Annotated in this window: 20 protein-coding genes; 10 read left to right on the forward strand and 10 right to left on the reverse strand. The window is 71.4% G+C overall.

Annotation, left to right across the window (positions count from 1 at the left end; all coding sequences use genetic code 11):
• Positions 1–4: 4 nt before the first annotated feature.
• On the reverse strand, positions 5–1,471 hold the full coding sequence (gene pdxR, locus AQI94_RS06140; RefSeq protein WP_062229613.1) for a MocR-like pyridoxine biosynthesis transcription factor PdxR: 1,467 nt from the start codon (positions 1,469–1,471) through the stop codon (positions 5–7).
• A 46-nt stretch (positions 1,472–1,517) separates the two neighbouring features.
• Here pdxR and AQI94_RS06145 point away from each other — a divergent pair, with 46 nt between their 5' ends.
• Complete coding sequence (locus AQI94_RS06145) at positions 1,518–1,997, forward strand: carboxymuconolactone decarboxylase family protein (RefSeq protein ID WP_031061066.1); 480 nt, start codon at positions 1,518–1,520, stop codon at positions 1,995–1,997.
• Positions 1,998–2,025: 28 nt separating this feature from the next.
• Here the strand turns inward: AQI94_RS06145 and AQI94_RS06150 are convergent, their stop codons facing one another.
• The 3 genes from AQI94_RS06150 to AQI94_RS06160 form a co-directional block, all read right to left on the reverse strand.
• The gene (locus AQI94_RS06150) at positions 2,026–3,513 is read right to left on the reverse strand and encodes a glutamate synthase subunit beta (protein WP_031061064.1); all 1,488 of its coding nucleotides are present in this window, start codon (positions 3,511–3,513) and stop codon (positions 2,026–2,028) included.
• Positions 3,514–3,711: 198 nt separating this feature from the next.
• Positions 3,712–4,191 (reverse strand): anthrone oxygenase family protein, encoded by a 480-nt coding sequence (locus AQI94_RS06155; protein WP_031061061.1) that lies wholly within the window; start codon positions 4,189–4,191, stop codon positions 3,712–3,714.
• Positions 4,192–4,458: 267 nt separating this feature from the next.
• Positions 4,459–5,166, reverse strand: a complete 708-nt coding sequence (locus AQI94_RS06160) for a DUF2293 domain-containing protein (RefSeq protein WP_031061059.1) — start codon at positions 5,164–5,166, stop codon at positions 4,459–4,461.
• A 200-nt stretch (positions 5,167–5,366) separates the two neighbouring features.
• Here AQI94_RS06160 and AQI94_RS06165 point away from each other — a divergent pair, with 200 nt between their 5' ends.
• Both AQI94_RS06165 and AQI94_RS06170 read left to right on the forward strand, forming a co-directional pair.
• Positions 5,367–5,999, forward strand: coding sequence for a nucleoside/nucleotide kinase family protein (locus AQI94_RS06165; protein ID WP_031061056.1), 633 nt, complete (start codon positions 5,367–5,369; stop codon positions 5,997–5,999).
• 181 nt (positions 6,000–6,180) lie between these two features.
• Positions 6,181–6,612, forward strand: coding sequence for a CBS domain-containing protein (locus AQI94_RS06170; protein WP_031061053.1), 432 nt, complete (start codon positions 6,181–6,183; stop codon positions 6,610–6,612).
• Positions 6,613–6,634: 22 nt separating this feature from the next.
• On the opposite strand, the gene AQI94_RS06175 is transcribed toward AQI94_RS06170, so the two are convergent.
• Positions 6,635–7,762 carry a magnesium and cobalt transport protein CorA gene (locus tag AQI94_RS06175; protein ID WP_031061050.1) on the reverse strand — a complete coding sequence of 376 codons (1,128 nt, stop codon included), beginning with the start codon at positions 7,760–7,762 and terminating at the stop codon, positions 6,635–6,637.
• A gap of 248 nt (positions 7,763–8,010) precedes the next feature.
• Between AQI94_RS06175 and AQI94_RS06180 the strand changes: the two genes are divergently transcribed.
• Positions 8,011–8,805, forward strand: a complete 795-nt coding sequence (locus AQI94_RS06180) for a methyltransferase (RefSeq protein WP_031061047.1) — start codon at positions 8,011–8,013, stop codon at positions 8,803–8,805.
• 161 nt (positions 8,806–8,966) lie between these two features.
• Here AQI94_RS06180 and AQI94_RS06185 read toward each other — a convergent pair whose 3' ends face one another.
• The gene (locus tag AQI94_RS06185) at positions 8,967–9,905 is read right to left on the reverse strand and encodes a carbohydrate kinase family protein (RefSeq protein WP_062229614.1); all 939 of its coding nucleotides are present in this window, start codon (positions 9,903–9,905) and stop codon (positions 8,967–8,969) included.
• Complete coding sequence (locus tag AQI94_RS06190) at positions 9,902–10,810, reverse strand: pseudouridine-5'-phosphate glycosidase (protein WP_031049812.1); 909 nt, start codon at positions 10,808–10,810, stop codon at positions 9,902–9,904. Before AQI94_RS06190 ends, AQI94_RS06185 begins: the two co-directional genes overlap by 4 nt.
• A 99-nt stretch (positions 10,811–10,909) precedes the next feature.
• On the opposite strand from AQI94_RS06190, the gene AQI94_RS06195 reads away from it, so the two are divergent.
• Positions 10,910–11,338 (forward strand): VOC family protein, encoded by a 429-nt coding sequence (locus AQI94_RS06195; RefSeq protein WP_031049810.1) that lies wholly within the window; start codon positions 10,910–10,912, stop codon positions 11,336–11,338.
• Between the two features lie 57 nt (positions 11,339–11,395).
• On the opposite strand, the gene fdhA is transcribed toward AQI94_RS06195, so the two are convergent.
• The 3 genes from fdhA to AQI94_RS06210 all read right to left on the reverse strand — a co-directional run bounded on the left by fdhA (position 11,396) and on the right by AQI94_RS06210 (position 14,241).
• Positions 11,396–12,622: a formaldehyde dehydrogenase, glutathione-independent gene (gene fdhA / locus AQI94_RS06200; protein WP_031049807.1), complete on the reverse strand. Its 1,227-nt coding sequence runs from the start codon at positions 12,620–12,622 to the stop codon at positions 11,396–11,398.
• A gap of 141 nt (positions 12,623–12,763) precedes the next feature.
• Positions 12,764–13,318, reverse strand: coding sequence for a methylated-DNA--[protein]-cysteine S-methyltransferase (locus AQI94_RS06205; protein ID WP_031049804.1), 555 nt, complete (start codon positions 13,316–13,318; stop codon positions 12,764–12,766).
• 56 nt (positions 13,319–13,374) lie between these two features.
• Positions 13,375–14,241 (reverse strand): glycerophosphodiester phosphodiesterase, encoded by an 867-nt coding sequence (locus AQI94_RS06210; RefSeq protein ID WP_031049801.1) that lies wholly within the window; start codon positions 14,239–14,241, stop codon positions 13,375–13,377.
• 280 nt (positions 14,242–14,521) lie between these two features.
• Here AQI94_RS06210 and AQI94_RS06215 point away from each other — a divergent pair, with 280 nt between their 5' ends.
• The 5 genes from AQI94_RS06215 to AQI94_RS06235 all read left to right on the forward strand — a co-directional run bounded on the left by AQI94_RS06215 (position 14,522) and on the right by AQI94_RS06235 (position 21,600).
• Positions 14,522–15,391 (forward strand): MHYT domain-containing protein, encoded by an 870-nt coding sequence (locus tag AQI94_RS06215; RefSeq protein WP_031049799.1) that lies wholly within the window; start codon positions 14,522–14,524, stop codon positions 15,389–15,391.
• 74 nt (positions 15,392–15,465) lie between these two features.
• Positions 15,466–17,601, forward strand: a complete 2,136-nt coding sequence (gene uvrB, locus AQI94_RS06220; protein ID WP_031049796.1) for an excinuclease ABC subunit UvrB — start codon at positions 15,466–15,468, stop codon at positions 17,599–17,601.
• Positions 17,602–17,734: 133 nt separating this feature from the next.
• On the forward strand, positions 17,735–18,313 hold the full coding sequence (locus AQI94_RS06225) for a TerD family protein (RefSeq protein ID WP_031049793.1): 579 nt from the start codon (positions 17,735–17,737) through the stop codon (positions 18,311–18,313).
• 51 nt (positions 18,314–18,364) lie between these two features.
• Entirely contained in the window at positions 18,365–20,371 is a 2,007-nt protein-coding gene (locus AQI94_RS06230; RefSeq protein WP_062229615.1) for a TerD family protein, read from the forward strand.
• Positions 20,372–20,598: 227 nt separating this feature from the next.
• Positions 20,599–21,600 (forward strand): TerC/Alx family metal homeostasis membrane protein, encoded by a 1,002-nt coding sequence (locus AQI94_RS06235; protein WP_031050785.1) that lies wholly within the window; start codon positions 20,599–20,601, stop codon positions 21,598–21,600.
• Positions 21,601–21,615: the final 15 nt, after the last annotated feature.

Below are 21,615 nucleotides of genomic sequence, written 5' to 3' on the forward strand. Positions count from 1 at the left end.
CGGTTCACGACCCCCGCGTCCCACTCGACGCCAACGCCCCGCACAGCGCCTCCAGCGCCGCCCCGTACGCATGCTCGGGAGGCGTCGCGTACCCCACGACCAGACCGTCGTCGGCCGGCATGTCCGTGTCCGGGTGGCGGAAATCCGCGAGCCCGTCGAGCGCCACTCCGTGCAGGGCCGCGGCCCCGAGGGCGGACCGCTCGGTGCCCGGCGGCAGTCGCAGCACCGCGTGCAGGCCCGCCGCCAGCCCGCTGACCTGCACGTGCGGCGCCCGCTCGGCCAGCGCGGCGACGAGCCGGTCCCGGCGATCGCGGTACCTCTGCCGCATCCGCCGTACATGACGGTCGTAGGACCCGGAGACGATCAGGTCGGCGAGGGCCAGCTGGTCGAGCACGCTCGCCCAGGCCTCCCGCTCGCCCTTGGCCGCGAGCACGTCGCCGACGTACCGCTCGGGCAGCACCATCCACCCCAGCCGCACCGCGGGCGACAGGCTCTTGCTGACCGAGCCGATCAGGACCACCTGCTCGGGATCGAGGCTCTGCAGGGCGCCGACGGGCTTGCGGTCGTAGCGGAACTCCCCGTCGTAGTCGTCCTCCAGCACCACCACGCCACGCGCGCGTGCCCGGTCGACCACCGCGGCCCGGCGCTCGGCGTGCAGCGGACCGCCGGTGGGGAACTGGTGTGCGGGCGTGAGTAGCACGGCCCGCTCGCGCGTCAACCGGTCGACGCGCGCCCCGTGTTCGTCGAGGGGGAGCGGCACGGTCCGTACGCCCTCGGCCGCGAGCAGCTGCCGGTGGAAGGGCAGTCCGTACGCCTCGACGGCGAGCGGACCGCGCAGGATCTGCCCGCTCCGACCCCCGAAGAGCAGACGCAGGGCGTGCGCGAATCCGGAGCAGACGACGATCCGGTCCGGTTCCGTCCGCACGCCGCGCGCGCGGGCGAGGTATGCCGCCAGGGCCGCTCGCAGCTCCGGCCGCCCGGCGGGGTCGCCGGGGCCGAAGACCTCGTTGGGGGCCTGCTGGAGGGCCCGGCGGTAGGAAGCGAGCCAGGCGGACCGGGGGAAGGAGGAGGCGTCCGGGGTGCCCTGGCGGAGGTCGTGCCGGGCGGGCCGGCCGCGGTGCGGGGCATCGGTGCGTGCGGAGGGTGCGGGTGCTGCGGGTGCTTTCGGGGGTACGGCGGAGTGCGGCGGCCGGGCCCGTTCGGCGACGCGGGTGCCGGAGCCCTGCCGGGCGGTGAGCCAGCCCTCGGCGACCAGTTCGGCGTAGGCGTCGGCCACGGTGTTGCGGGCGACGCCGAGGTCGGCGGCGAGCGAGCGGTACGGCGGCAGCCGGGTGCCCGGGGCGAGCCGCCCGCCGCGTACCGCGTCCCGCAGAGCCCTGATGAGCGCGGCCCGCCTGCTCCCCGGACCGGAGAGCTCCAGGTGCAGGTCGGAGCCGATCCGCTCCGCATAATTGACCCACGATTCTGCCATGGAAATGCACCCTACAGCAGGTCTTTCCGGGCCGTAGATTGGTCACATGACGACGACGAACCCGCAGCTGACCGGCACGGCTCGACTGAACCTCGCGAAGGCCGCCCCGAAGGTGTTCCGGGCCCTGATCGGCTTCGACACGGCGGCCCGCGAGGGCCTCGACCCCGCGCTCGTCGAGCTGATCCAGATCCGCGCCTCCCACCTCAACCACTGCGCGTACTGCCTCCACATGCACACCAACGACGCCCGCAAGGCCGGCGAGACGGAGGACCGCCTCCACATGGTCCCGGTCTGGCGCGAGGCCCGACATTTCTTCACGGAGAAGGAGCAGGCGGCCCTGGCCCTCACCGAGGCGGTCACGCTGGTGGCCGACGGCGGAGTCCCCGACACGGTCTACGCCCAGGCCGCGGCCAGCTTCGACGAGCAGGAACTGGCCCACGTACTGTCCCTGATCCTCACGATCAACACCTGGAACAGGGTGGCCCTGGCGACGGCGAAGGTGGCGGGGACGGACGAGCGGCGGTGAGCGGCCGGGCGGCCGCGCCGCGCCCGCCCTACACCGTCATCGGACGGTCGTACGGCCCGATCGGCGCCGGCAGTTGCGAGCTGCCCGTCAGATGGCGGTCGACCGCCGCCGCGACCGCCCGTCCCTCCGCGATCGCCCACACGATCAACGACTGCCCCCGAGCGGCGTCCCCCGCGGCGAACACCCCCGGCACGTTCGTGGCGAACCCCGCATCCCGCGCCACCGTCCCCCGCGGCTCCATCTCCAGCCCCAACTGCTCCACCAGGCCGTCCCCCCGGTCCGGCCCGGAGAAACCGAGCGCCAGCAGCACGAGCTCGGCGGGGAGGGTCCGCTGCGTGCCCTCCACCGGCCGCCGCGCCGCGTCCACCTCGACGAGGTGCAGCGACCGCACACGCCCGTCCGCGTCCCCGGTGAAGCGCAGCGTGGACGCCGCGAACAACCGGGCGTCCGCGTCGGCCGCGGGCGCCGTCCGCAGCTCACCGGCCTCCTCGTGCGCCGCCGACAACCGGTAGATCTTCGGATACGTGGGCCATGGCTCGGCATCCTCGTCCCGCTCGCCCCCCGGCTGGGCGTAGATGTCCAACTGGGTCACGGAAGCGGCGCCTTCGCGCACCGCGGTCCCCAGACAGTCCGCCCCCGTGTCACCCCCGCCCACGATCACCACATGCTTCCCGGCGGCCGACATCGGGGACACCGCCAGATCCCCCTCGCGTACCCGGTTGGCCAGCGGCAGATACTCCATGGCCTGCTGCACCCCGGCCAACTCCCGACCCGGCACGTCCAGTTCACGCCACGCCGTGGCCCCGGTGGCGATCACGACCGCGTCGTACCGCGTGCGCAGCTCCGCCGCTCCGACATCCCGCCCGACCGCCGTGGACGTGCGGAACTTCGTCCCCTCGGCCCGCATCTGCTCGATCCGCCGCTCCAGATGGTGCTTCTCCATCTTGAACTCGGGGATGCCGTACCGCATCAGCCCGCCGAGCCGGTCGTCCTTCTCGTAGACGGCCACCGTGTGTCCCGCCCGCGTCAACTGCTGGGCCGCGGCGAGCCCGGTCGGCCCCGACCCGATCACCGCGACGGTCCGCCCCGACAGCCGGTCCGGCGGCCGGGGCGGCGTGAACCCGAGCTCCCAGGCCTGCTCCGCGACGGCCACCTCGACGTTCTTGATGGTGACCGCCGGCTGGTTGATGGCGAGCACGCACCCCGCCTCGCACGGCGCCGGACACAACCGCCCTGTGAACTCGGGGAAGTTGTTCGTCGCGTGCAGCCGGTCGGCGGCCTGCCGCCAGTCCTCCCGCGAGACCAGGTCGTTCCACTCCGGGATGAGATTCCCCAGCGGACAGGCCTCGTGGCAGAACGGGATGCCGCAGTCCATGCAGCGATCCGCCTGTTCGGTGATGATGGGCAGCAGCGCCCCGGGGACGTACACCTCGTCCCAGTCCCGGACCCGCTCCTCGACCGGCCGGCGGGGCCAGTCCTGACGCGGGGTGGTCATGAATCCCTTGGGATCGGCCATGGCCGTCTTCCTCGCTCACGCTGGTGACGCTGACGCGTCCGACGTGGCCGTGCGTCATCGAGCGGCACTCCTGCGGAACATCTTCCGGCCACGATACGACTCCTCGGCCACTCGCGCAGAGTGCCGGGGAGTGCCGGGGAGCGCCGGTGAGCAACCGGGGACGGCGTCTTCTCCGAGCCGGCGAAGCGGTGCGTGCGCTCAGGTGAGGGCCAGTATGTACGCCAGCGCCGCCGCGCCCGAGGCGATCGCGCGCACGTGGTTCCACATCGTCCACTCGCGCACGTACGTCGGCCAGTACGCCGTCGCCTCCGGGGTGCCCGGATCCAGCCTGAGCAGGGCGTCGTTGCGGGGCACGTGCGCCACCGTCGTCAGCCCGAAGGCGCCGAACAGATACAGCGCGCTGCCCACCAGCAGTTCCACGGTCCCCTCGTCCGGCCACAGCACGAACGTCACCACCGCGATCACCGCGCACAGCACCGCGGAGCCCGCGAACACGGCCATGAACGGCGGCCGCACGGCGCTCACATTGATCGCGTTCATCGCGGCGACGCCCTGCGCGGGCGGCAACGCGGCGAGCCCTCTCATCACGAACGCCGAGAACGCGCAGAACACCCCTGCCACCAGTCCGGTCCCGAGCACCCCCAGCACGACCAGCATGAAATAAGGCCCGTCGATCATCCCCACACCAGCTCCCGCCTCCGACCCGGAACCACCCGTCACCCCCAGTGAATCCCGCCCTCACCCTCCTCACCATGGCCATCCCGCGCACCCCCATAAGCGGTCGTCCATCCCCACCGGCTGCCCAGAACTCCTCCACACCGACGGCCGCGGCTCGGTGCCGGGATGCGGTGCCGGGTTGCGGTGAAGGGGTGCGGTGTCGCGGATGGGCCGCGGCGGTGCCGAGGGCTTGTCCCGGTGCCGTCGGGCGGTGCGCTGCCGGGGCGGTCAGCCCGCCTCCTCCCGCAGCACCGCGCCCCGCTCCCGCCACCCCCGCAGTACCGCCTCCACCCGCCCCGAGATCCGCCGCCGCGCCTCGTGCCGCGCCACCCCGCTCATCAGCAACGTGTCGTACGGCGTGTCCACATGCCGTACGGAGGCCACCACCGCCGACACCACCGCCCCCTCCGACAGGGCCCGCCCCGCCGCACTCCGCCCCACCCGCCCACTGCCCCGCACGGACGCGTGCGAGGCGATGGTCCGGGCCCGCTCGTCGGGGCACCCCGGAAACAGCCGCCGTATCTCCGCGGCGAACGCCTCCGCGAACCGCACGTCCTCCACCGCCCGCCGCCGGGCGTCCCGCATCCGACGCCGCCGTCGTGCCTCCGCGTCGGCCAGACACCGCTGCTCGGCCCGCGCCAGCCCCGCCTCCTCGACGAGGACGCCCTGCCGCTCGTAGCGCCCCTTGCGCCGGTTGAACCGCACGACGACCGCCGACAGCGCGCTCTCCTCCCGCGACCGGCGCGTGAGTGCCGTGTCCCCGCGCGGCAGGAAGACCAGATGTCCGAGGTCGGCGCAGTCGAGACACCGCGGTGCCCCGTCCTCGACGACGAGCAACGGCAACGGCCCACCCCGGCACTCCGCGCAGTGCCGTCTCCGCAACGGCTGGACGACGAGTGGTCCACCACGGGCCGGGGGAGTCGCGAGGCCGGTCATGAGGGGTTCATTCCCCGGCCGCACCCACCCCGGACACGGACACCGTGACGGATACGGACGCGGACATGGGCACAGACGCAGACACGGACGCGGACGCCGTCACGGACACGGCCTCGGACCACCGATCTCCGCGTCCGATGCCATGTCGGTCGGCCACCCGGTCTCGTCACTCCCCGCGTCCCCTGACGCATCATGGCCGTGTGCGACTCGAAGCGATCACCTGGGACCGGCTCGGCGAGCGGCTGGCCGACCGCCTCCTCGATCTGAAGCCCGCCGACGGCAGCCCCTGGCCCCGCGTCGCCCTCGACGGAGCTCCGGCGGCCCGCCCGGATGAACTCGCCGAACGGGTGGGGGAGGCCCTGCGGATACGCGGCCGGCCGTCGCTCGTCGTCGGCACCGAGGGCTTCCTGCGCCCCGCCTCGCTCCGTCTGGAACACGGCCACCACGACCTGGAGGCCTACTACGACGGCTGGTTCGACACCGGCGCCCTGTGGCGCGAGGTCTTCGACCCCCTCGAACCCGGCGGCGACGGCCGGGTCCTGCCCGACCTGTGGGACCCCGTCTCCGACCGCGCCACCCGCAGTCCCTACGTCCATCTCCCGCCCGGCGGCGTCCTGTTGCTCCACGGTCCCCTCCTGTTGCGCCACTGGTTCCCCTTCGACCTGACCGTCCACGTCCTCCTCTCCGAGGGCGCCCTCCGCCGCCGTACCCCTGAGCCCGACCACTGGACCCTCCCCGCCTACGAGCGCTACGCCGACGAGACCGACCCGGCCGGCACGGCCGACGTCCTGGTCCGCGCCGACGACCCCCGCCACCCGGCGTGGAACGGCTGACCGGCGCGGAACGGCTGACGGACCGGACCGGTACGGGGGCTGTGGCGTCGATGCCCGGACCGGGCCGCCGTCAGCGCGTGGTTCCGGGTGCGGCCCCCCGGTGACGCGGCGAGAATGTAGGGCGCCGGGACTTGCGGTGCCGCCCGCGTCGCGCCGGCCGTCCGGCATCGGGAGGTACTCCATGACCACCGCCGGAGACATCATGCACCGGGGTGCCCAGTGGATCCCCGCCCACGAGACCCTCGACCGCGCCGCCCAGCTGATGCGCGAACTCGGCGTCGGAGCCCTGCCCATCAGTGACGAGAACGAACGGCTGTGCGGCATCCTCACCGACCGCGACATCGTCATCGGCTGTGTGGCCGTGGGCCACGACCCGGCCAGGGTCACCGCCGGTGAGATGGCCCAGGGCACCCCCCGCTGGATCGACGCGAGCGCAGACGTGGCCGACGTCCTGCACGAGATGCAGGAGCACCGGATCCGCAGGCTCCCCGTCATCGAGAACAAGCGCCTGGTGGGCATGATCAGCGAATCCGACCTGGCCCGGCACCTGACGGACGAGCAGATCGCAGGCTGGGCCGAGAACGTCTACGCGCGCTCCGCCACCACCCACTGACCCGCCCCGCGGGCGACCCCGGTCACAGCCAGCCGTTGCGCCGGAACCCCCGGTACAGCACGGCGCAGGCGACGGCTATCACACCCATGACCAACGGGTATCCGAACGTCCAGTGCAGCTCCGGCATGTGATCGAAGTTCATGCCGTACACCCCGCAGACCATCGTCGGGACGGCGATCACCGCGGCCCAGGCCGTGATCTTCCGCATGTCCTCGTTCTGAGCGACCGTCACCTGCGCGAGGTGGGCCTGAAGGATCGAGTTGAGCAGTTCGTCGAACGCGGCGATCTGCTCCTTGGCGCGCAGCAGATGGTCGGAGACGTCACGGAAGTACGCCTGTATCTCCGGGGCGATGACCTGGATCGGCCGGGTGGACAGCTCCTCCAGCGGGCGACTGAGCGGGGCCACCGCCCGCTTCAGCTCCAGCAGTTCACGCTTGAGCTGGTAGATGCGGCCCGCGTCGACCCGCGCGCCGTTGTCCGCGAACACCGCGGTCTCGACCAGGTCGATGTCCGACTGGAGGGAGTCGGCGACGTCCAGATAGTCGTCGACCACATGGTCCGCGATCGCGTGCAGCACCGCGGCCGGTCCCTTGGCGAGCTGCCCGGGGTCGGACTCCAGCTCCTCGCGCAGCGGGCCCAGCGATCCGTGGCTGCCGTGCCGCACCGTGATCACGAAGTCCTCGCCGACGAACACCATGATCTCGCCGGTGTTGACCACCTCGCTCGTCGCCGTGAGCTCTTCGTGCTCGACGTAGCAGACCGTCTTGAACACCGCGAACAGCGTCTCGCCGTACCGCTCCACCTTCGGGCGCTGATGGGCCTCGACCGCGTCCTCGACGGCCAGCGGGTGCAGGTCGAAGAGGTCCGCGATGCCCTCGAACTCGTGGTCCGAGGGTTCGTGCAGGCCGAGCCAGACGAAACCGTCACGGCTCTTGCGCACCCGCTCCACGGTGTCGACCAGGTCACCGTCGACCGGGACGCGGGCGCCCTCCTTGTACGTCACGCAGTTGACCACCGATGTACCCAGCGGGGAACGGGCGTGGTGGCTCAGGTCGACGCGCGGGCGCCGCCGGGCCAGCCGGGCCACCTTGCGCAGGCCGCCGACCCTGCCAAGGCTCGTGACCTTTCGCAGATTCCCTGCCATGGACATCTGGATCTCCTCGCGTGGATCTCCCGTGCGACGCGTTTCTGCGTCCTGGCGCGCCAGTTTGCCAGGTCAGAGCAAGCGTTGGGTGAGCCTGTGGACAGGGGAGGTTCCACTTGGTTCCCGCCTGTGGAAAACCGGCCCGCCCCCGGCCTCGGTGCTGGTCGTCCCGCCGGACCGACACGGATCATCTCGTCGTGGAAGGAGCCGCGTCGTCCGTTTCGGACAAGCCCGGCGACTGGGATCATCGCGACATGACACGAACCGACGGGTACCTCCTCGACAACCAGCAGGCGGAGGCGGCAGAGCGCTTCGACGCCTTCGCCACCCTCTTCGACCCCACGACCTTCCGGCACATCGAGGGATTCGGCATCGGATCCGGCTGGCGCTGCTGGGAAGTCGGTGCGGGCGGCACCTCCGTGGTGTCCTGGCTGGCGAAGAAGGTCGGCCCGACCGGAAAGGTCGTCGCGACGGACATCGACACGACCCGTCTGACCGCGGCGGCCCGACCGCCCGTGGACGTACGTGTCCACGACGTGGGCGCCGAGGAACCCCCCGGCGAGGGCTTCGACCTGGTGCACGCCCGGCTGGTCCTGGTCCATGTGCCGGACCGGGAACGGGCCCTGCGGTCGATGATCAAATCCCTGCGCCCCGGCGGACGCCTCCTGCTGGAGGACGCCGACCCCGCCCTGCAACCCCTGACCTGCCCCGACGAGTACGGCCCCGAGCAGCAGCTGGCGAACCGGCTGCGCCAGGGCTTTCGCCGGCTGCTCGCCGACCGCGGTGCCGACCTCTCCTACGGCCGCACCCTCCCGCGTCTGCTCCGCGAGGCGGGTCTGCGTCAGGTGGCCGCCGACGCGTACTTCCCGCTCGCCTCCACGGCCTGCGCCGCGCTGGAGTCCGCCACGATCCGGCAGGTCCGCGCCCAGTTGGTCACGGCGGGTCTCGCCACGGACGAGGACATCGACCGCCACCTCGCCAACGTCGCCACCGGCACGATGGACCTGGCCACGGCTCCGCTGATCTCGGCTTGGGGGCGCAAGGCGTAGCAGTGCGGGGTGCGAGGCATTGAAGGGGAGCGACCGGGAGCCGGAGGGGGCCGGTGGCAGAGCGGGAGCCCGGAGCAGTGTCGTCCACAACCGCGGGCCCACCCGCCGGCCCGCCGACAGGTTGTCGGTCCGGCACCGGCGTCTCCCACCGGCAATCGCCGTCACTCCGGCAGCGGCGGCCTCCCGCCCACCCGCTCCACCGCCAGCGCACCCGCCCGGCAGCCTTCCGCCGCCGCGTCCTCGGGAGTGGCGCAGGCCAGCAGGGCCGCGAGGAACGCGCCCGTGAAGGCGTCACCCGCCCCCGTGGTGTCCCGGGGCGTCGCCGCCACGGCGGGCACGTGCGCGCACACGGTCCCCGACCGGGCGATCAGCGCCCCGCGCGCGCCCTGCTTGGCCACCACCAGCGGGACCTGGCGGCTCAACTTGGCCGCCGCGTCCGCCACATCGGGCAAGCCGGTGAGCAGACAGGCCTCGTCCCGGCTCGGCAGCAGGACGTCCACTCCCTCGACCAGCGAGAGAAAGCGGTCCACCCCCATCTCCCGGAGGAAGCCCGCCGACGCCGGGTCGAGACTCACCCGCACACCCCGCGCGCGTGCCGACTCCAGAGCCACCGCCACCAGTGCGCGGCTGGGCTCCGAGAACAGGAGATAGCCCGACAGATGCAGGCGCGCCACGCCGTCGAGCAAGGCGTCCGACCAGTCGTCAGGCCCGAGCCGTAGTGCCGCGCCGCTGTCCGTGAGGAAGGTGCGCTCGGCGGCCTGACCCGTGTCCACGAGGCAGATCACCGTCCCGGTCGGTGCCTCCGGGTCGACGACCAGCTGTGGCCGTACACCGCACGCGGCCAGTTCCCGCTCGTGCCACGCGTCCGCGTCCGCGCCCACCCGCCCCAGCAGCCGTACCTCCGCACCGCCCCCGCGGGCGGCCCAGCACGCCACGTTGGCGCCCGCCCCGCCCGGCACCGTACGGATCGCGGCGGCGGTGTCCGTGCCGGCGGCGAGCGGCCCCCGATGCCGGGCGACGACATCCGTGATGACGTCCCCGACGACCAGGAGGGCGCCGCCCCCGACGGCCGAGACGGTACCGAGCCCGTCCGTCGTCACGCCCCGGCCCGGGCGGCCGCGATCCGGCCCGCCAGCCGGACGTTGCCCCGCACCGCCGCCAGGTTGGCGCTCAGCGAGGCGCCGTCGGTGTGCCGCACCAGGTAGTCCAGCAGGAACGGCGTGACCCCCTGGCCGGAGACCCCCGCCTCCTCGCAGGCCTGGAGCGCTTCCGCGAGCACACGCGCGTGCAACGCGGGGTCGAGCTGCTCCTCCTCGGGCACGGGGTTGGCGACGATCAGCGCCGAGCCGGGCGCGTCGAGCGCCGCACGCGCGCGCATGACCTCCGCCACCTGCTCGGGGGAGTCCAGCCGCCACTCCACCGGAAAGCCGGAGTCGGACAGATAGAAGCCGGGGAAGCGGTCCGTGCCGAACCCGGCGACCGCGACCCCCAGCGTCTCCAGGCGCTGAAGTGTCGCGGGCACGTCCAGGATGGACTTCACGCCCGCGCACACCACGGTGATCGCGGTACGTGCCAGCAGGCCGAGGTCGGCCGACTCGTCCTGGGTCGTGGTCCACTCCCGGTGCACCCCGCCGAGCCCGCCCGTCGCGAACACCTCCACCCCGGCCAGGGCCGCCAGCTGGGCCGTCGCCGACACGGTGGTCGCCCCGCTCACCCCCGCGGCCATCGCGAGGGGCAGATCCCGGTGACCCAGCTTGCGGATCCCGTCCTCGTTCGCGACGCGTTCCACCTGCTGCTTGTCCAGGCCGACATGGGGGCGCCCGTCGAGTACGGCGATCGTCGCCGGTACCGCCCCCTCCTGCCGCAGGACGTCCTCCAGTTCCAGCGCCACCTGCAGATTGCGCGGACGCGGCAGCCCGTGCGCGATGATCGTGGACTCCAGGGCCACCACGGGTCGACGCGCGTCGATCGCCTCGCGCACCTCTTCGGACACCACCAGCACCACGGGCCTGCCTCCTGTCGTTCGTTCTTCCCTCATCTCTGGCGGGCGGCGCGTCCGGTCAAACCCTTGCGAGCTGTGGAGGACGACACCAGCCTGGGGTGCATGACGGACAACTCGATGCGTCTCGACCATGTCGTCCTCTGGGTGCGCGACCCGGTGGCATCGGCCGACTTCTACGAGAAGACCCTGGGCATGGAACCCGTGAGGCTCACCGACTTCGCCGCGGGGGCGGTGTCCTTCCCCTCCGTACGGCTCAACGACGAGACCATCCTCGACCTCATGCCGCTCACCCTGGCGGACGGCATGAAAATGGTGCCCGGCGCTGCCGAGAGCGCGGGACACCCCGTCAATCATGTCTGCCTGGCCCTGCCCGCCGACGATTTCGAGACACTGCGGGCCCGTCTGGAGGAACGGTCCGTGCCCGTCTCGGACTTCTCCCACGACTCCTTCGGCGCCCGCGGCATGGCCCGGCGCAGTTTCTACTTCCGCGACCCGGACGGGAACGTGTTCGAGGCGCGCCACTACGACTGACGCCGCGGGGCCCCACGCCACACGCACGCGTGGCGTGGGGCCCGCTCGCGGGTGACGTCAGACCGGCCGTACGCCGTTGAGCGCCCCGTGCGGGTCGAGCACGTACTTGCGGCTGGCGCCCTGGTCGAACTCGGCGTAGCCGCGCGGTGCGTCCTCCAGCCCGATGACCGTCGCGTTGACCGCCTTGGCGATGTGCACACGGCCGTGCAGGATGGCCATCATCAGGCTCCGGTGGTACTTCATCACCGGGCACTGTCCGGTGATGAAGCGGTGGCTCTTGGCCCAGCCGAGTCCGAGCCGCACCTTCAGCGTTCCGCTCCTCGCGTCCTCGTCGACCCCGCCGGGGTCGTCGGTGACGTACAGGCCGGGGATTCCCAGCGCGCCGCCCGCGCGGGTGAGGCCCATCAGCGAGTTGAGGACCGTCGCCGGTGCCTCCGGGGCGTCCCTGCCGTGGGCGCGGGCCTCGAAGCCGACCGCGTCGACGGCGGCGTCCACCTCGGGCTCCCCGAGGATCTGCGCGATCTGGTCCTCCACGCCGCCCTGCGAGACGTCGACGGTCTCGCAGCCGAAGCTCCGCGCCTGGGCGAGACGCTCGGCGTTGAGGTCGCCGACGATGACCACGGCTGCCCCGAGGAGCTGCGCAGACGCGGCCGCCGCCAGGCCGACCGGGCCCGCCCCGGCGACGTACACGGTCGAACCGACGCCCGCGCCCGCACTCACCACGCCGTGGAAGCCGGTCGGGAAGATGTCCGACAGCATGGTCAGGTCGAGCAGCTTCTCGCGGGCCTCGTCCCGGTCGGGGAACCTCAGCAGATTGAAGTCCGCGTAGGGCACCATGGCGTACTCGGCCTGGCCGCCGACCCAGCCGCCCATGTCGACGTAGCCGTAGGCCGCCCCCGGGCGGGACGCGTTGACGTTCAGGCAGATACCGGTCTTGCCCTCCTTGCAGTTGCGACACCGCCCGCAGGCGATGTTGAACGGTACGGAGACGATGTCGCCGACGTCCACGAACTCGACGTCCGGGCCGCGTTCGACGACTTCGCCGGTGATCTCGTGTCCGAGGACCAGTCCCTCGGGCGCGGTCGTCCGTCCGCGCACCATGTGCTGGTCGCTGCCGCAGATGTTGGTGGCGAGGACCTTCAGGATGACCCCGTGCCGGCACTTCCTGCCGACCGCCTCGGGAGACACCCCCGGTCCGTCCTGGAGCTCAAGCGTCGGGTGGTCGACGGTCCTGACCTCCACCGCGCCTGGCTTGAGATACGCGACTGCCCTGTTTCCGCTCATGTCCGATCGCCGTCCCTTCGGCTCCGAGCCCTCGGATGCCAGTGGATGTGCGCACGGCGGAGTCTGCTACCGCGTCGGCCTTCCGGCCAGCCGTCGCGCGGACCCGGAACACATTCGCTCGGGGCGTCGGACGGGACGGGCTCAGAACAGCGGCTCGGGCAGTACGCCCTCCAGCGCGAGCAGCTTCCGCTTGGTCTCCAGACCGCCGCCGAACCCGCCGATGCCGCCGTCGCTCTCGACGACCCGGTGGCAGGGCACGACGACCGGCAGGGGATTGGAGCCCATGGCCGTGCCCACCGCCTGCGCGGCACCCGGCTGGCCCACCCGCCCGGCCAGATCGCCGTACCCGACGACCTGTCCGAACCGCACGCCGGACGCGAGCTCGCGCAGCACCTGCCGGTTGAAGCCGGAGATCAGCGACCAGTCCAGGGGCAGCTCGAAGTCGTGCCGCTCGCCCGCGAAGTAGGCCTCGACCTGGCGTATCGCCTCGGCCAGAAGCGGTGAACCGGGCGCCTCGACGGGCTCGGCGCCCAGGCGGGACGCGAGCCGCTCCAACGCCTTGTCACGGACCGCGTCGGTGGCGTGGAAGACCACGTTGACCAGACCCTCGTCGGTCGCGGCCAGCAGCAGCGGGCCGATGTCCGTGCCGACGACGGTCCACACGATCCGCTGCTCGTCCTGCCCATGGCTGTTCATGCGACCACCGTACGAGCCGCCACTGACAACACCCCGTGACCTGCGCGAACGGCCCGCTACTCGCGCAGCGCGTCCCGCACCACGTCCGGCTTGTCCGTGATGATGCCGTCGACGCCGTACCCGGCGACCCTCCGCGCGGTGTCCGCGGTGTCGACGGTCCAGGTGGAGACCTCCAGCGGCTTGTCGTGCGGGCCGGTGAAGGCATGGACCGCCGAGACGTAGGCCCGGGAGACGGAGGTGTACGACGGGTTGATCTGATCGGCGAAGACCGCGTACGCGTGCAGCTCCGCGACGGACGGCGTGCCGAGGAAGCCGGTCTTCACCCCGGGTCTGAGCTCGTGGACGGTCCGCAGACTGGCCGCGCTGAAGCTCTGCACGATCAGCCGGTTCCGGTGCCTCGCGTCGAGCCACCTCTCGTTGCCGAGGAGCTTGAGGGCGTCCCGCTCGATGCCCGGGTACAGCTCCGGGTTCTTGAGTTCGAGGAGCAGCTTCTGACGGTGAAGATCGACGCGGCGCACATACTGCTTCAGCGTCGGCACGCGCGCGCCCGCGTAGGCGGCACCGAACCAGCTGCCCGCGTCCAGACCCGCGATGTCGGCGGCGGTGAAGTCCTTCACCTTCCAGGGCGCCCGGCCGGGGAAGACCCGCTCCACGTCCGTCGTGCGCCGGAGGCTGTCGTCGTGGAGGACGACGAGTTCGCCGTCCCTGGTGCGCTGGACGTCGTTCTCGACCCAGACGGCACCGAGCCGGGCGGCCTTGTCGACGGCGGCCAGGGTGTTCTCGGGCGCGTAGGCGGAGCCGCCCCGGTGGGCGATGACCGTGGGCGGCGTGCCGTCGACGGCCCGGACGTCGGTCGCGGGAAGCAGGAGGGCGGCGGTTCCCAGGAGCCCGGTGGTCAGGGCGGTCACGGCACGCGCGTGCACACGTACTCCTCGCGTCGAGCGATCACGTACAGCACAACTGTGACAGCACCGGGTCAACGGCACCGGGGTACACAATGGACACAACCTGAACGAGCGTGTCCCAAGTCCGCTCACCGGTGCCGCACAACTGGGGCAAGGGCGTGTTTCTTTGCCGGAAAATCGTTCGACCATTCCGGTGGCAGTCATACTCTCTGCCTCGACCCTGACCGCTCCGGCGGTGCTGGGAAGGGGCGCATTTCAGGGAATTCCAGGACGTAAGAGGGCGGAAGGGCAGCCGCGCATGCAAGGCACGGTCGACGGATTCAGCTACGGACTCGTCACACCGCTGGTGGCCTACCTCATGGCCTGCCTCGGCGGTGCCCTCGGCCTGCGGTGCACCACCAGATCCATGCTCGTCAGCCGGTCCTGGCGACCGGGTTGGCTGGCGCTCGGCTCGGCGGCGATCGGCTCCGGCATCTGGACCATGCACTTCGTCGCGATGATGGGGTTCAAGGTCGCGCAGACACCGATCCACTACGACAGGTCCATGACCTTCGCGAGCCTGGGCGTCGCCATCGTCATGGTGGGCATCGGGGTCTTCATCGTCGGCTACCGGGGTGCGACCGGGACGGCCCTGATGACCGGAGGTGCCGTCACCGGCCTGGGCATCGCCTCGATGCACTACCTGGGCATGGCCGGCATGCGCCTGAACGGTCAGCTGGAGTACAACACCGTCACCGTCACCATCTCCGTGGTCATAGCCGTCGTCGCCGCCACCGCCGCGCTGTGGGCCGCCGGGCAGGTCAGGGGATTCCTGTGGAGCGTGGGCGCGAGCCTGATCATGGGCCTCGCCGTCACGGGCATGCACTACACCGGGATGGCGGCCCTCAGCGTCCATCTGCACGGCTCGTCCGCCCCCGTCGCCGGTGACTCGCCCGCCTCCCTGCTCGCGCCGATGATGATCGGCCCGCTGGCGTTCCTGCTGCTCGCGGGCGTCGTCGTGATGTTCGATCCGCTGATGGTCATGGGCAAGCCCGTCTGGTCGCCCGCCGAGAACAAGCCCGGCATCCCCGCCCGCGAGCTCGTCCACCACCCGGCCGACCGCCGGCCTTCGCTCCGCACCCACCGGAACGTGACCCACCGCGAGTCCCGCACCCCCCAGAACCGCTGACCCACCGGGCCCCCGGGCCTCCCGGAACCCCTGATCGGACCGCGTTGTCAGTGGGGGGTCGTACGGTGGACTCCATGCGGCCCGTTTCCCACATCGAACGTACGGTGGCGCCTTTCGAGGTCGTCAGCTCCTACCAGCCCAGCGGCGACCAGCCGGCGGCGATCGCCGAGCTGGCCAAGCGCATCGAGGCAGGTGAGAAGGACGTCGTCCTGCTCGGCGCGACCGGCACCGGAAAGTCCGCCACCACCGCGTGGATGATCGAGAAGCTCCAGCGCCCCACCCTGGTGATGGCCCCGAACAAGACGCTGGCCGCCCAGCTGGCGAACGAGTTCCGCGAGCTGCTGCCGAACAACGCCGTCGAGTACTTCGTCTCGTACTACGACTACTACCAGCCCGAGGCCTACGTCCCCCAGTCGGACACCTACATCGAGAAGGACTCCTCGATCAACGAGGAGGTCGAGCGCCTGCGCCACTCCGCGACCAACTCGCTGCTCACCCGCCGCGACGTCGTCGTGGTCGCCTCCGTCTCCTGCATCTACGGCCTCGGTACGCCCCAGGAGTACGTGGACCGCATGGTCCCGCTCAGGGTCGGTGACGAGATCGACCGCGACCAGCTCCTGCGCCGCTTCGTGGACATCCAGTACACCCGCAACGACCTGGCCTTCAGCCGGGGCACCTTCCGGGTCCGCGGCGACACCATCGAGATCTTCCCGGTCTACGAGGAGCTCGCCGTCCGCATCGAGATGTTCGGCGACGAGATCGAGGCCCTTTCGACGCTCCACCCGCTGACCGGCGAGATCATCAGCGATGACGAGCACCTGTACGTCTTCCCGGCCTCCCACTACGTCGCAGGGCCCGAGCGCATGGAGCGGGCCGTCAACGACATCGAGAAGGAGCTCGGGGAGCGCCTGGCCGAACTGGAGAAGCAGGGCAAGCTCCTGGAGGCCCAGCGCCTGAGGATGCGCACCACCTACGACCTGGAGATGCTCCGTCAGATCGGCTCCTGCTCCGGCGTGGAGAACTACTCGATGCACTTCGACGGCCGCCTGCCCGGCTCCCCGCCGAACACCCTGCTGGACTACTTCCCGGACGACTTCCTGCTCGTCATCGACGAGTCGCACGTGACCGTCCCCCAGATCGGCGCGATGTACGAGGGCGACGCCTCCCGCAAGCGCACCCTCGTCGACCACGGCTTCCGCCTCCCGTCGGCCCTGGACAACCGCCCCCTGAAGTGGGAGGAGTTCACGGAGCGCATCGGCCAGACCGTCTACCTGTCGGCGACCCCCGGCAAGTACGAGCTCTCGCGCGGGGACGGCGTCGTCGAGCAGATCATCCGCCCCACCGGCCTGGTCGACCCCGAGGTCGTGGTCAAGCCCACCGAGGGCCAGATCGACGACCTGGTGCACGAGATCCGCACCCGCACCGAGAAGGACGAGCGTGTCCTGGTCACCACGCTCACCAAGAAGATGGCCGAGGACCTCACCGACTACTTCCTGGAGCTCGGCATCCAGGTCCGCTATCTGCACAGCGACGTCGACACCCTGCGCCGCGTGGAGCTGCTGCGCGAGCTGCGCGCCGGCGAGTACGACGTCCTCGTCGGCATCAACCTGCTGCGGGAGGGCCTCGACCTGCCCGAGGTGTCCCTGGTGGCCATCCTCGACGCCGACAAGGAGGGCTTCCTGCGCTCCGGCACTTCCCTGATCCAGACCATCGGCCGCGCCGCGCGCAATGTCTCCGGCCAGGTCCACATGTACGCCGACAAGATGACCCCGGCGATGGAGAAGGCCATCGAGGAGACGAACCGCCGCCGGGAGAAGCAGGTCGCGTACAACAAGGAGCGGGGCATCGACCCCCAGCCGCTGCGCAAGAAGATCAACGACATCGTCGCGCAGATCGCCCGCGAGGACGTGGACACCGAGCAGTTGCTCGGCTCCGGTTACCGCAAGGGCAAGGACGGCAAGGCGGCCAAGGCTCCCGTGCCCGCCCTCGGCGGCAAGGCGGCGGGCACCAAGGCGGCCAGGGGCAAGACCAAGGAGACCGTCCCGACCGACCGCCCGGCGGCCGATCTCGCCGAGCAGATCGAGGAGATGACGGCACGCATGCGTGCCGCCGCGGCCGACCTCCAGTTCGAGATCGCGGCCCGGCTGCGCGACGAGGTCTCCGAGATGAAGAAGGAACTCCGGCAGATGAAGGAGGCGGGCCTGGCCTGACCCGCATCGCGCTGTGTTGCAAGACCGACACAAAGTGCGCTGCGGGGTGCGTCACCGTCAGTGGCCCTGCGTAGGGTTCTGACAACCGCGGGGACCGCGGCAACAGGGGACAGCAGCGAGAGGGGTTCGGCGCGTGACCGTCAACATGACCAAGGGTCAGGCCATCAGTCTGCAGAAGAACGACGGAGGCAGCCTGACCGCGGTGCGCATGGGCCTCGGCTGGCAGGCCGCTCCGCGGCGCGGCCTGTTCGGCTCGCGCACGCGGGAGGTCGACCTCGACGCCTCCGCCGTCCTGTTCGCGGACAAGCAGCCCGTCGACGTCGTCTTCTTCCGCCACCTGGTGAGCGACGACGGTTCGGTCAAGCACACCGGTGACAACCTCGTCGGCGGCGTCGGCCAGGGCGGGGACGACGAGTCGATCCTCGTCGACCTCTCCCGTGTCCCCGTCCACATCGACCAGATCGTCTTCACCGTGAACTCCTTCACGGGCCAGACCTTCCAGGAAGTGCAGAACGCCTTCTGCCGCCTGGTCGACGAGACCAACGGCGACGAGCTCGCCCGCTACACGCTCGCCGGCGGCGGCGCCTACACCGCCCAGATCATGGCGAAGGTGCACCGCACGGGTGCGGGCTGGACGATGACGGCCCTCGGCACCCCGGCCAACGGCCGTACTTTCCAGGACCTGATGCCGGCGATCCTGCCGCATCTGTAACCGGCCCGCCGAGCGGCACCGACCGACACCACCACACGGGGGGAGAAGGCGATGACGGCCGAGCTGGTGCGGGGGCAGAACCACCCGCTCTCCCAGGCCCGACTCGAGATCCGGATCGCGGCCGGCACGCCGATCGTGGCCGCAGCCACGCTCGGCGACGAGCACGGCCAGGTGCACGGCGTCGAGTGGGTCGTCCACCCGGGCGCGCCCACCCTGCCGGGTCTGGAGGTCTCCCGGCAGGCGGCCGCCGACCACCGCCTCGCCGTCGATCTGGGCGCGGTGCCCGAGGCCGTCCACCGGGTCCATGTGCTGCTCGCGCTGCCCGCGTCGGGCGGCCCCGTGCGCTTCGGCGCCGTCGCCGCCCCGTTCGTCGCGGTCACCGGCCTCGACGGCACCGAGCTCGCCGGCTACACGATCACCGGACTGGACGCCGAGACGGCGGTCGTCGCCCTGGAGCTCTACCGCCGCCAGGGCGCCTGGAAGGTACGCGCCGTGGGGCAGGGCTACGCGGGCGGCCTCGCCGAACTCCTCACCGACCAGGGCCTTCCCCAGGCCCAGCAGCTCGCCCACGACATCCACGAGGCGGTGGCCCGGGGCATGGCCCGCGCGGTGCCGATGCCACCGCCGCTCACGGCGGACGGCGACCGTCCCCGGCAGACGACCACACCGGCGCCGGGCGCGGACCAGGGATCGTCCGCGACCCAGGGCGCCCCCGGTGCCGTACCGCCGCAGCCCGCCTCTCCCTACGGCACGCAGAGCACGCCGGCCGCGGGCATGCCGCAGCCCGGACACGGCTCGGGTCCCGCGGACAGCGCCGCCCAGCCGCCCACCACCGGCGGCCCGATCGACTACAGCCACCCCCGGCGGCAGAACACCGCCCCGCCGCCGCCCCCGCCCGCCGCGCCTCCCGCCCCGCCGGGTCAGCCCGCGCGGCCCGTCGCCGGGGACGCCACCGGCTGGTCCATGGAGGAGCGGCTCTACAACCAGGTGTGGGGCATGTTCGAGGACCTGGCCCGGTCCACGGCCGCCTACCGCAGTGCCGTCGACTTCGCCGACTCCCGCATGGAGAAGGAGCTGGACGCGGCTCTAGCGGACCCGCGCCATCGGATCGGTGGGCAGGGCGACGCCGCTCGGGAGGCGGCCCGCGCCAAGCACGACCAGCTCGTCGAACAGGCCCGCGCGGCCTACGACCGTGATCTCGACCAGCTCAGGGCCGAGTCCGAGGTGGTCGAACCCGCCCTGCCGGCGGCGTACGCCCGCTGGGACAACCCCGTCTGGCACGGCTACCGGGTGCCGTTCGAGGTGCCGATGGCCGTGCGCCTGGGGGACCTGCATCTGCCCGAGTGCCCCGAGTTGCGCATCCCGATGCTGATCCGGCTCCCGCTGGAGCGCGGCCTGTGGATCGACAGCGGGGCCGCCGGATCGCTCGACGGGTCGTTCCTCGACTCCCACGAACTGCACCGCCTCGCCATGGAAACGGCCGTGGCACTGGCGGCCCGCCTCGTCGCCGTCCACCCGGCCGGTGACTACACCCTGCATGTCATCGACCCGGCCGGCTCGGGGGCGCAGTCACTGGCCCCGCTCGTGTGGAGCGGTGTGCTCGCTGCCCCGCCCGCCGTCGGCGCCGCCGGTGTGGCGGACGTCCTGGCCCGCCTCACCCAGCGCGTCGACCTCGTGCAGATGGCGGTGCGCGGCGGCGCGGCCGACTCCCTCCCGCCCGGCCTCGACACCTCCGAACAGCTCCTGATCGTCAACGACTTCCCGCACGGCTTCGACGACCGGGCCGTGACCCAGCTGCGCTACCTGGCGGACGAGGGGCCGTCCGTCGGCGTCCATCTGATGATGGTCGCGGACCGTGAGGACGCCTCGGGCTACGGCCCCCTCCTGGACCCCCTGTGGCGCTCGCTCATGCGGCTGACACCGGTGCCCGACGACCACCTGGCCGACCCCTGGGTCGGGCACGCCTGGACCTACGAGCCGGCACTCGTGCCGCCCGGCAGCGAGGTGCTGCCGCAGGTCCTGAACCAGGTCGCGGAGGCTCGCACCAAGTACACGTAAAGGCTCTACCACCAGGGATTTTGACCCTTCTTTTGCCAATCGCTTTACCTTTCCTTGGTGATTGGGGTACGGTTGGTTGCACGGAGGGGAGTACTCCCTGTCGACCGCGGCGTACCCGTCAATACGGATCAGGCCTGATCCCGGGGCGTCGGCCCACCGTGGGTGGAAGAGACCTCCGGCAGCGCGACGACGCTGGTTACTTGCCGTTACGTATTGCCGGAGGAACTGTGGATGTTTCCGTGACCCTGTGGGTCCTGACGATCGTGGGCCTCGCCGCCCTCATCGCGGTCGACTTCTTCATCGGCCGCAAGCCGCACGACGTGTCCATCAAGGAAGCGGGCATCTGGACGGTCGTCTGGATCGTCCTGGCCGGCCTCTTCGGCCTCGGCCTGATGGTCTTCGCCGGTGGTGAGCCCTCCGGAGAGTTCTTCGCGGGCTTCATCACCGAGAAGTCCCTGAGCGTCGACAACCTCTTCGTCTTCGTCCTGATCATGGCGAAGTTCGCGGTGCCCTCGCAGTACCAGCAGCGGGTGCTACTCGTGGGTGTCCTCATCGCCCTGGTGCTGCGCGCGATCTTCATCGCCGCCGGTGCCGCGATCATCGCCAGCTTCGCCTGGGTGTTCTACATCTTCGGCGCCTTCCTCATCTGGACCGCCTGGAAGCTGATCCAGGAGGCCCGGGCCGACGAGGAGGACGAGGAGTTCGAGGAGAACAAGCTGCTCAAGGCCGCCGAGCGCAGGTTCGGCGTGGCCGACCGCTACCACGGCACCAAGCTGTGGATCGTGGAGAACGGCAAGCGGGTCATGACCCCGATGCTCGTCGTGATGCTCGCCATCGGCTCCACCGACGTGCTCTTCGCGCTCGACTCGATCCCCGCGATCTTCGGTCTGACCCAGGACCCGTACATCGTCTTCACGGCCAACGCGTTCGCCCTGATGGGGCTGAGGCAGCTGTACTTCCTCATCGGCGGCCTGCTGAAGAAGCTGGTCCACCTCAGCTACGGCCTGTCGATCATCCTGGGCTTCATCGGCGTCAAGCTGGTCCTGCACGCCCTGCACGAGTCCGGGGTCCACGTCCCCGAGATCAGCATTCCGGTCTCGCTCGGCGTGATCTGCTCGGTCCTCATCGTCACCACCGTCACCAGCCTCATGGCCTCCAAAAAGCAGGCGGCGGCCGAGGCGGCGCAGGCGGAGAGCGAAGGCGCTCCGAAGGACAGCATCGAGGCCTGACCACGGCCGACGTAG

Source organism: Streptomyces pseudovenezuelae (genome assembly GCF_001513955.1).
Classification (GTDB): Bacteria; Actinomycetota; Actinomycetes; order Streptomycetales; family Streptomycetaceae; genus Streptomyces; species Streptomyces pseudovenezuelae.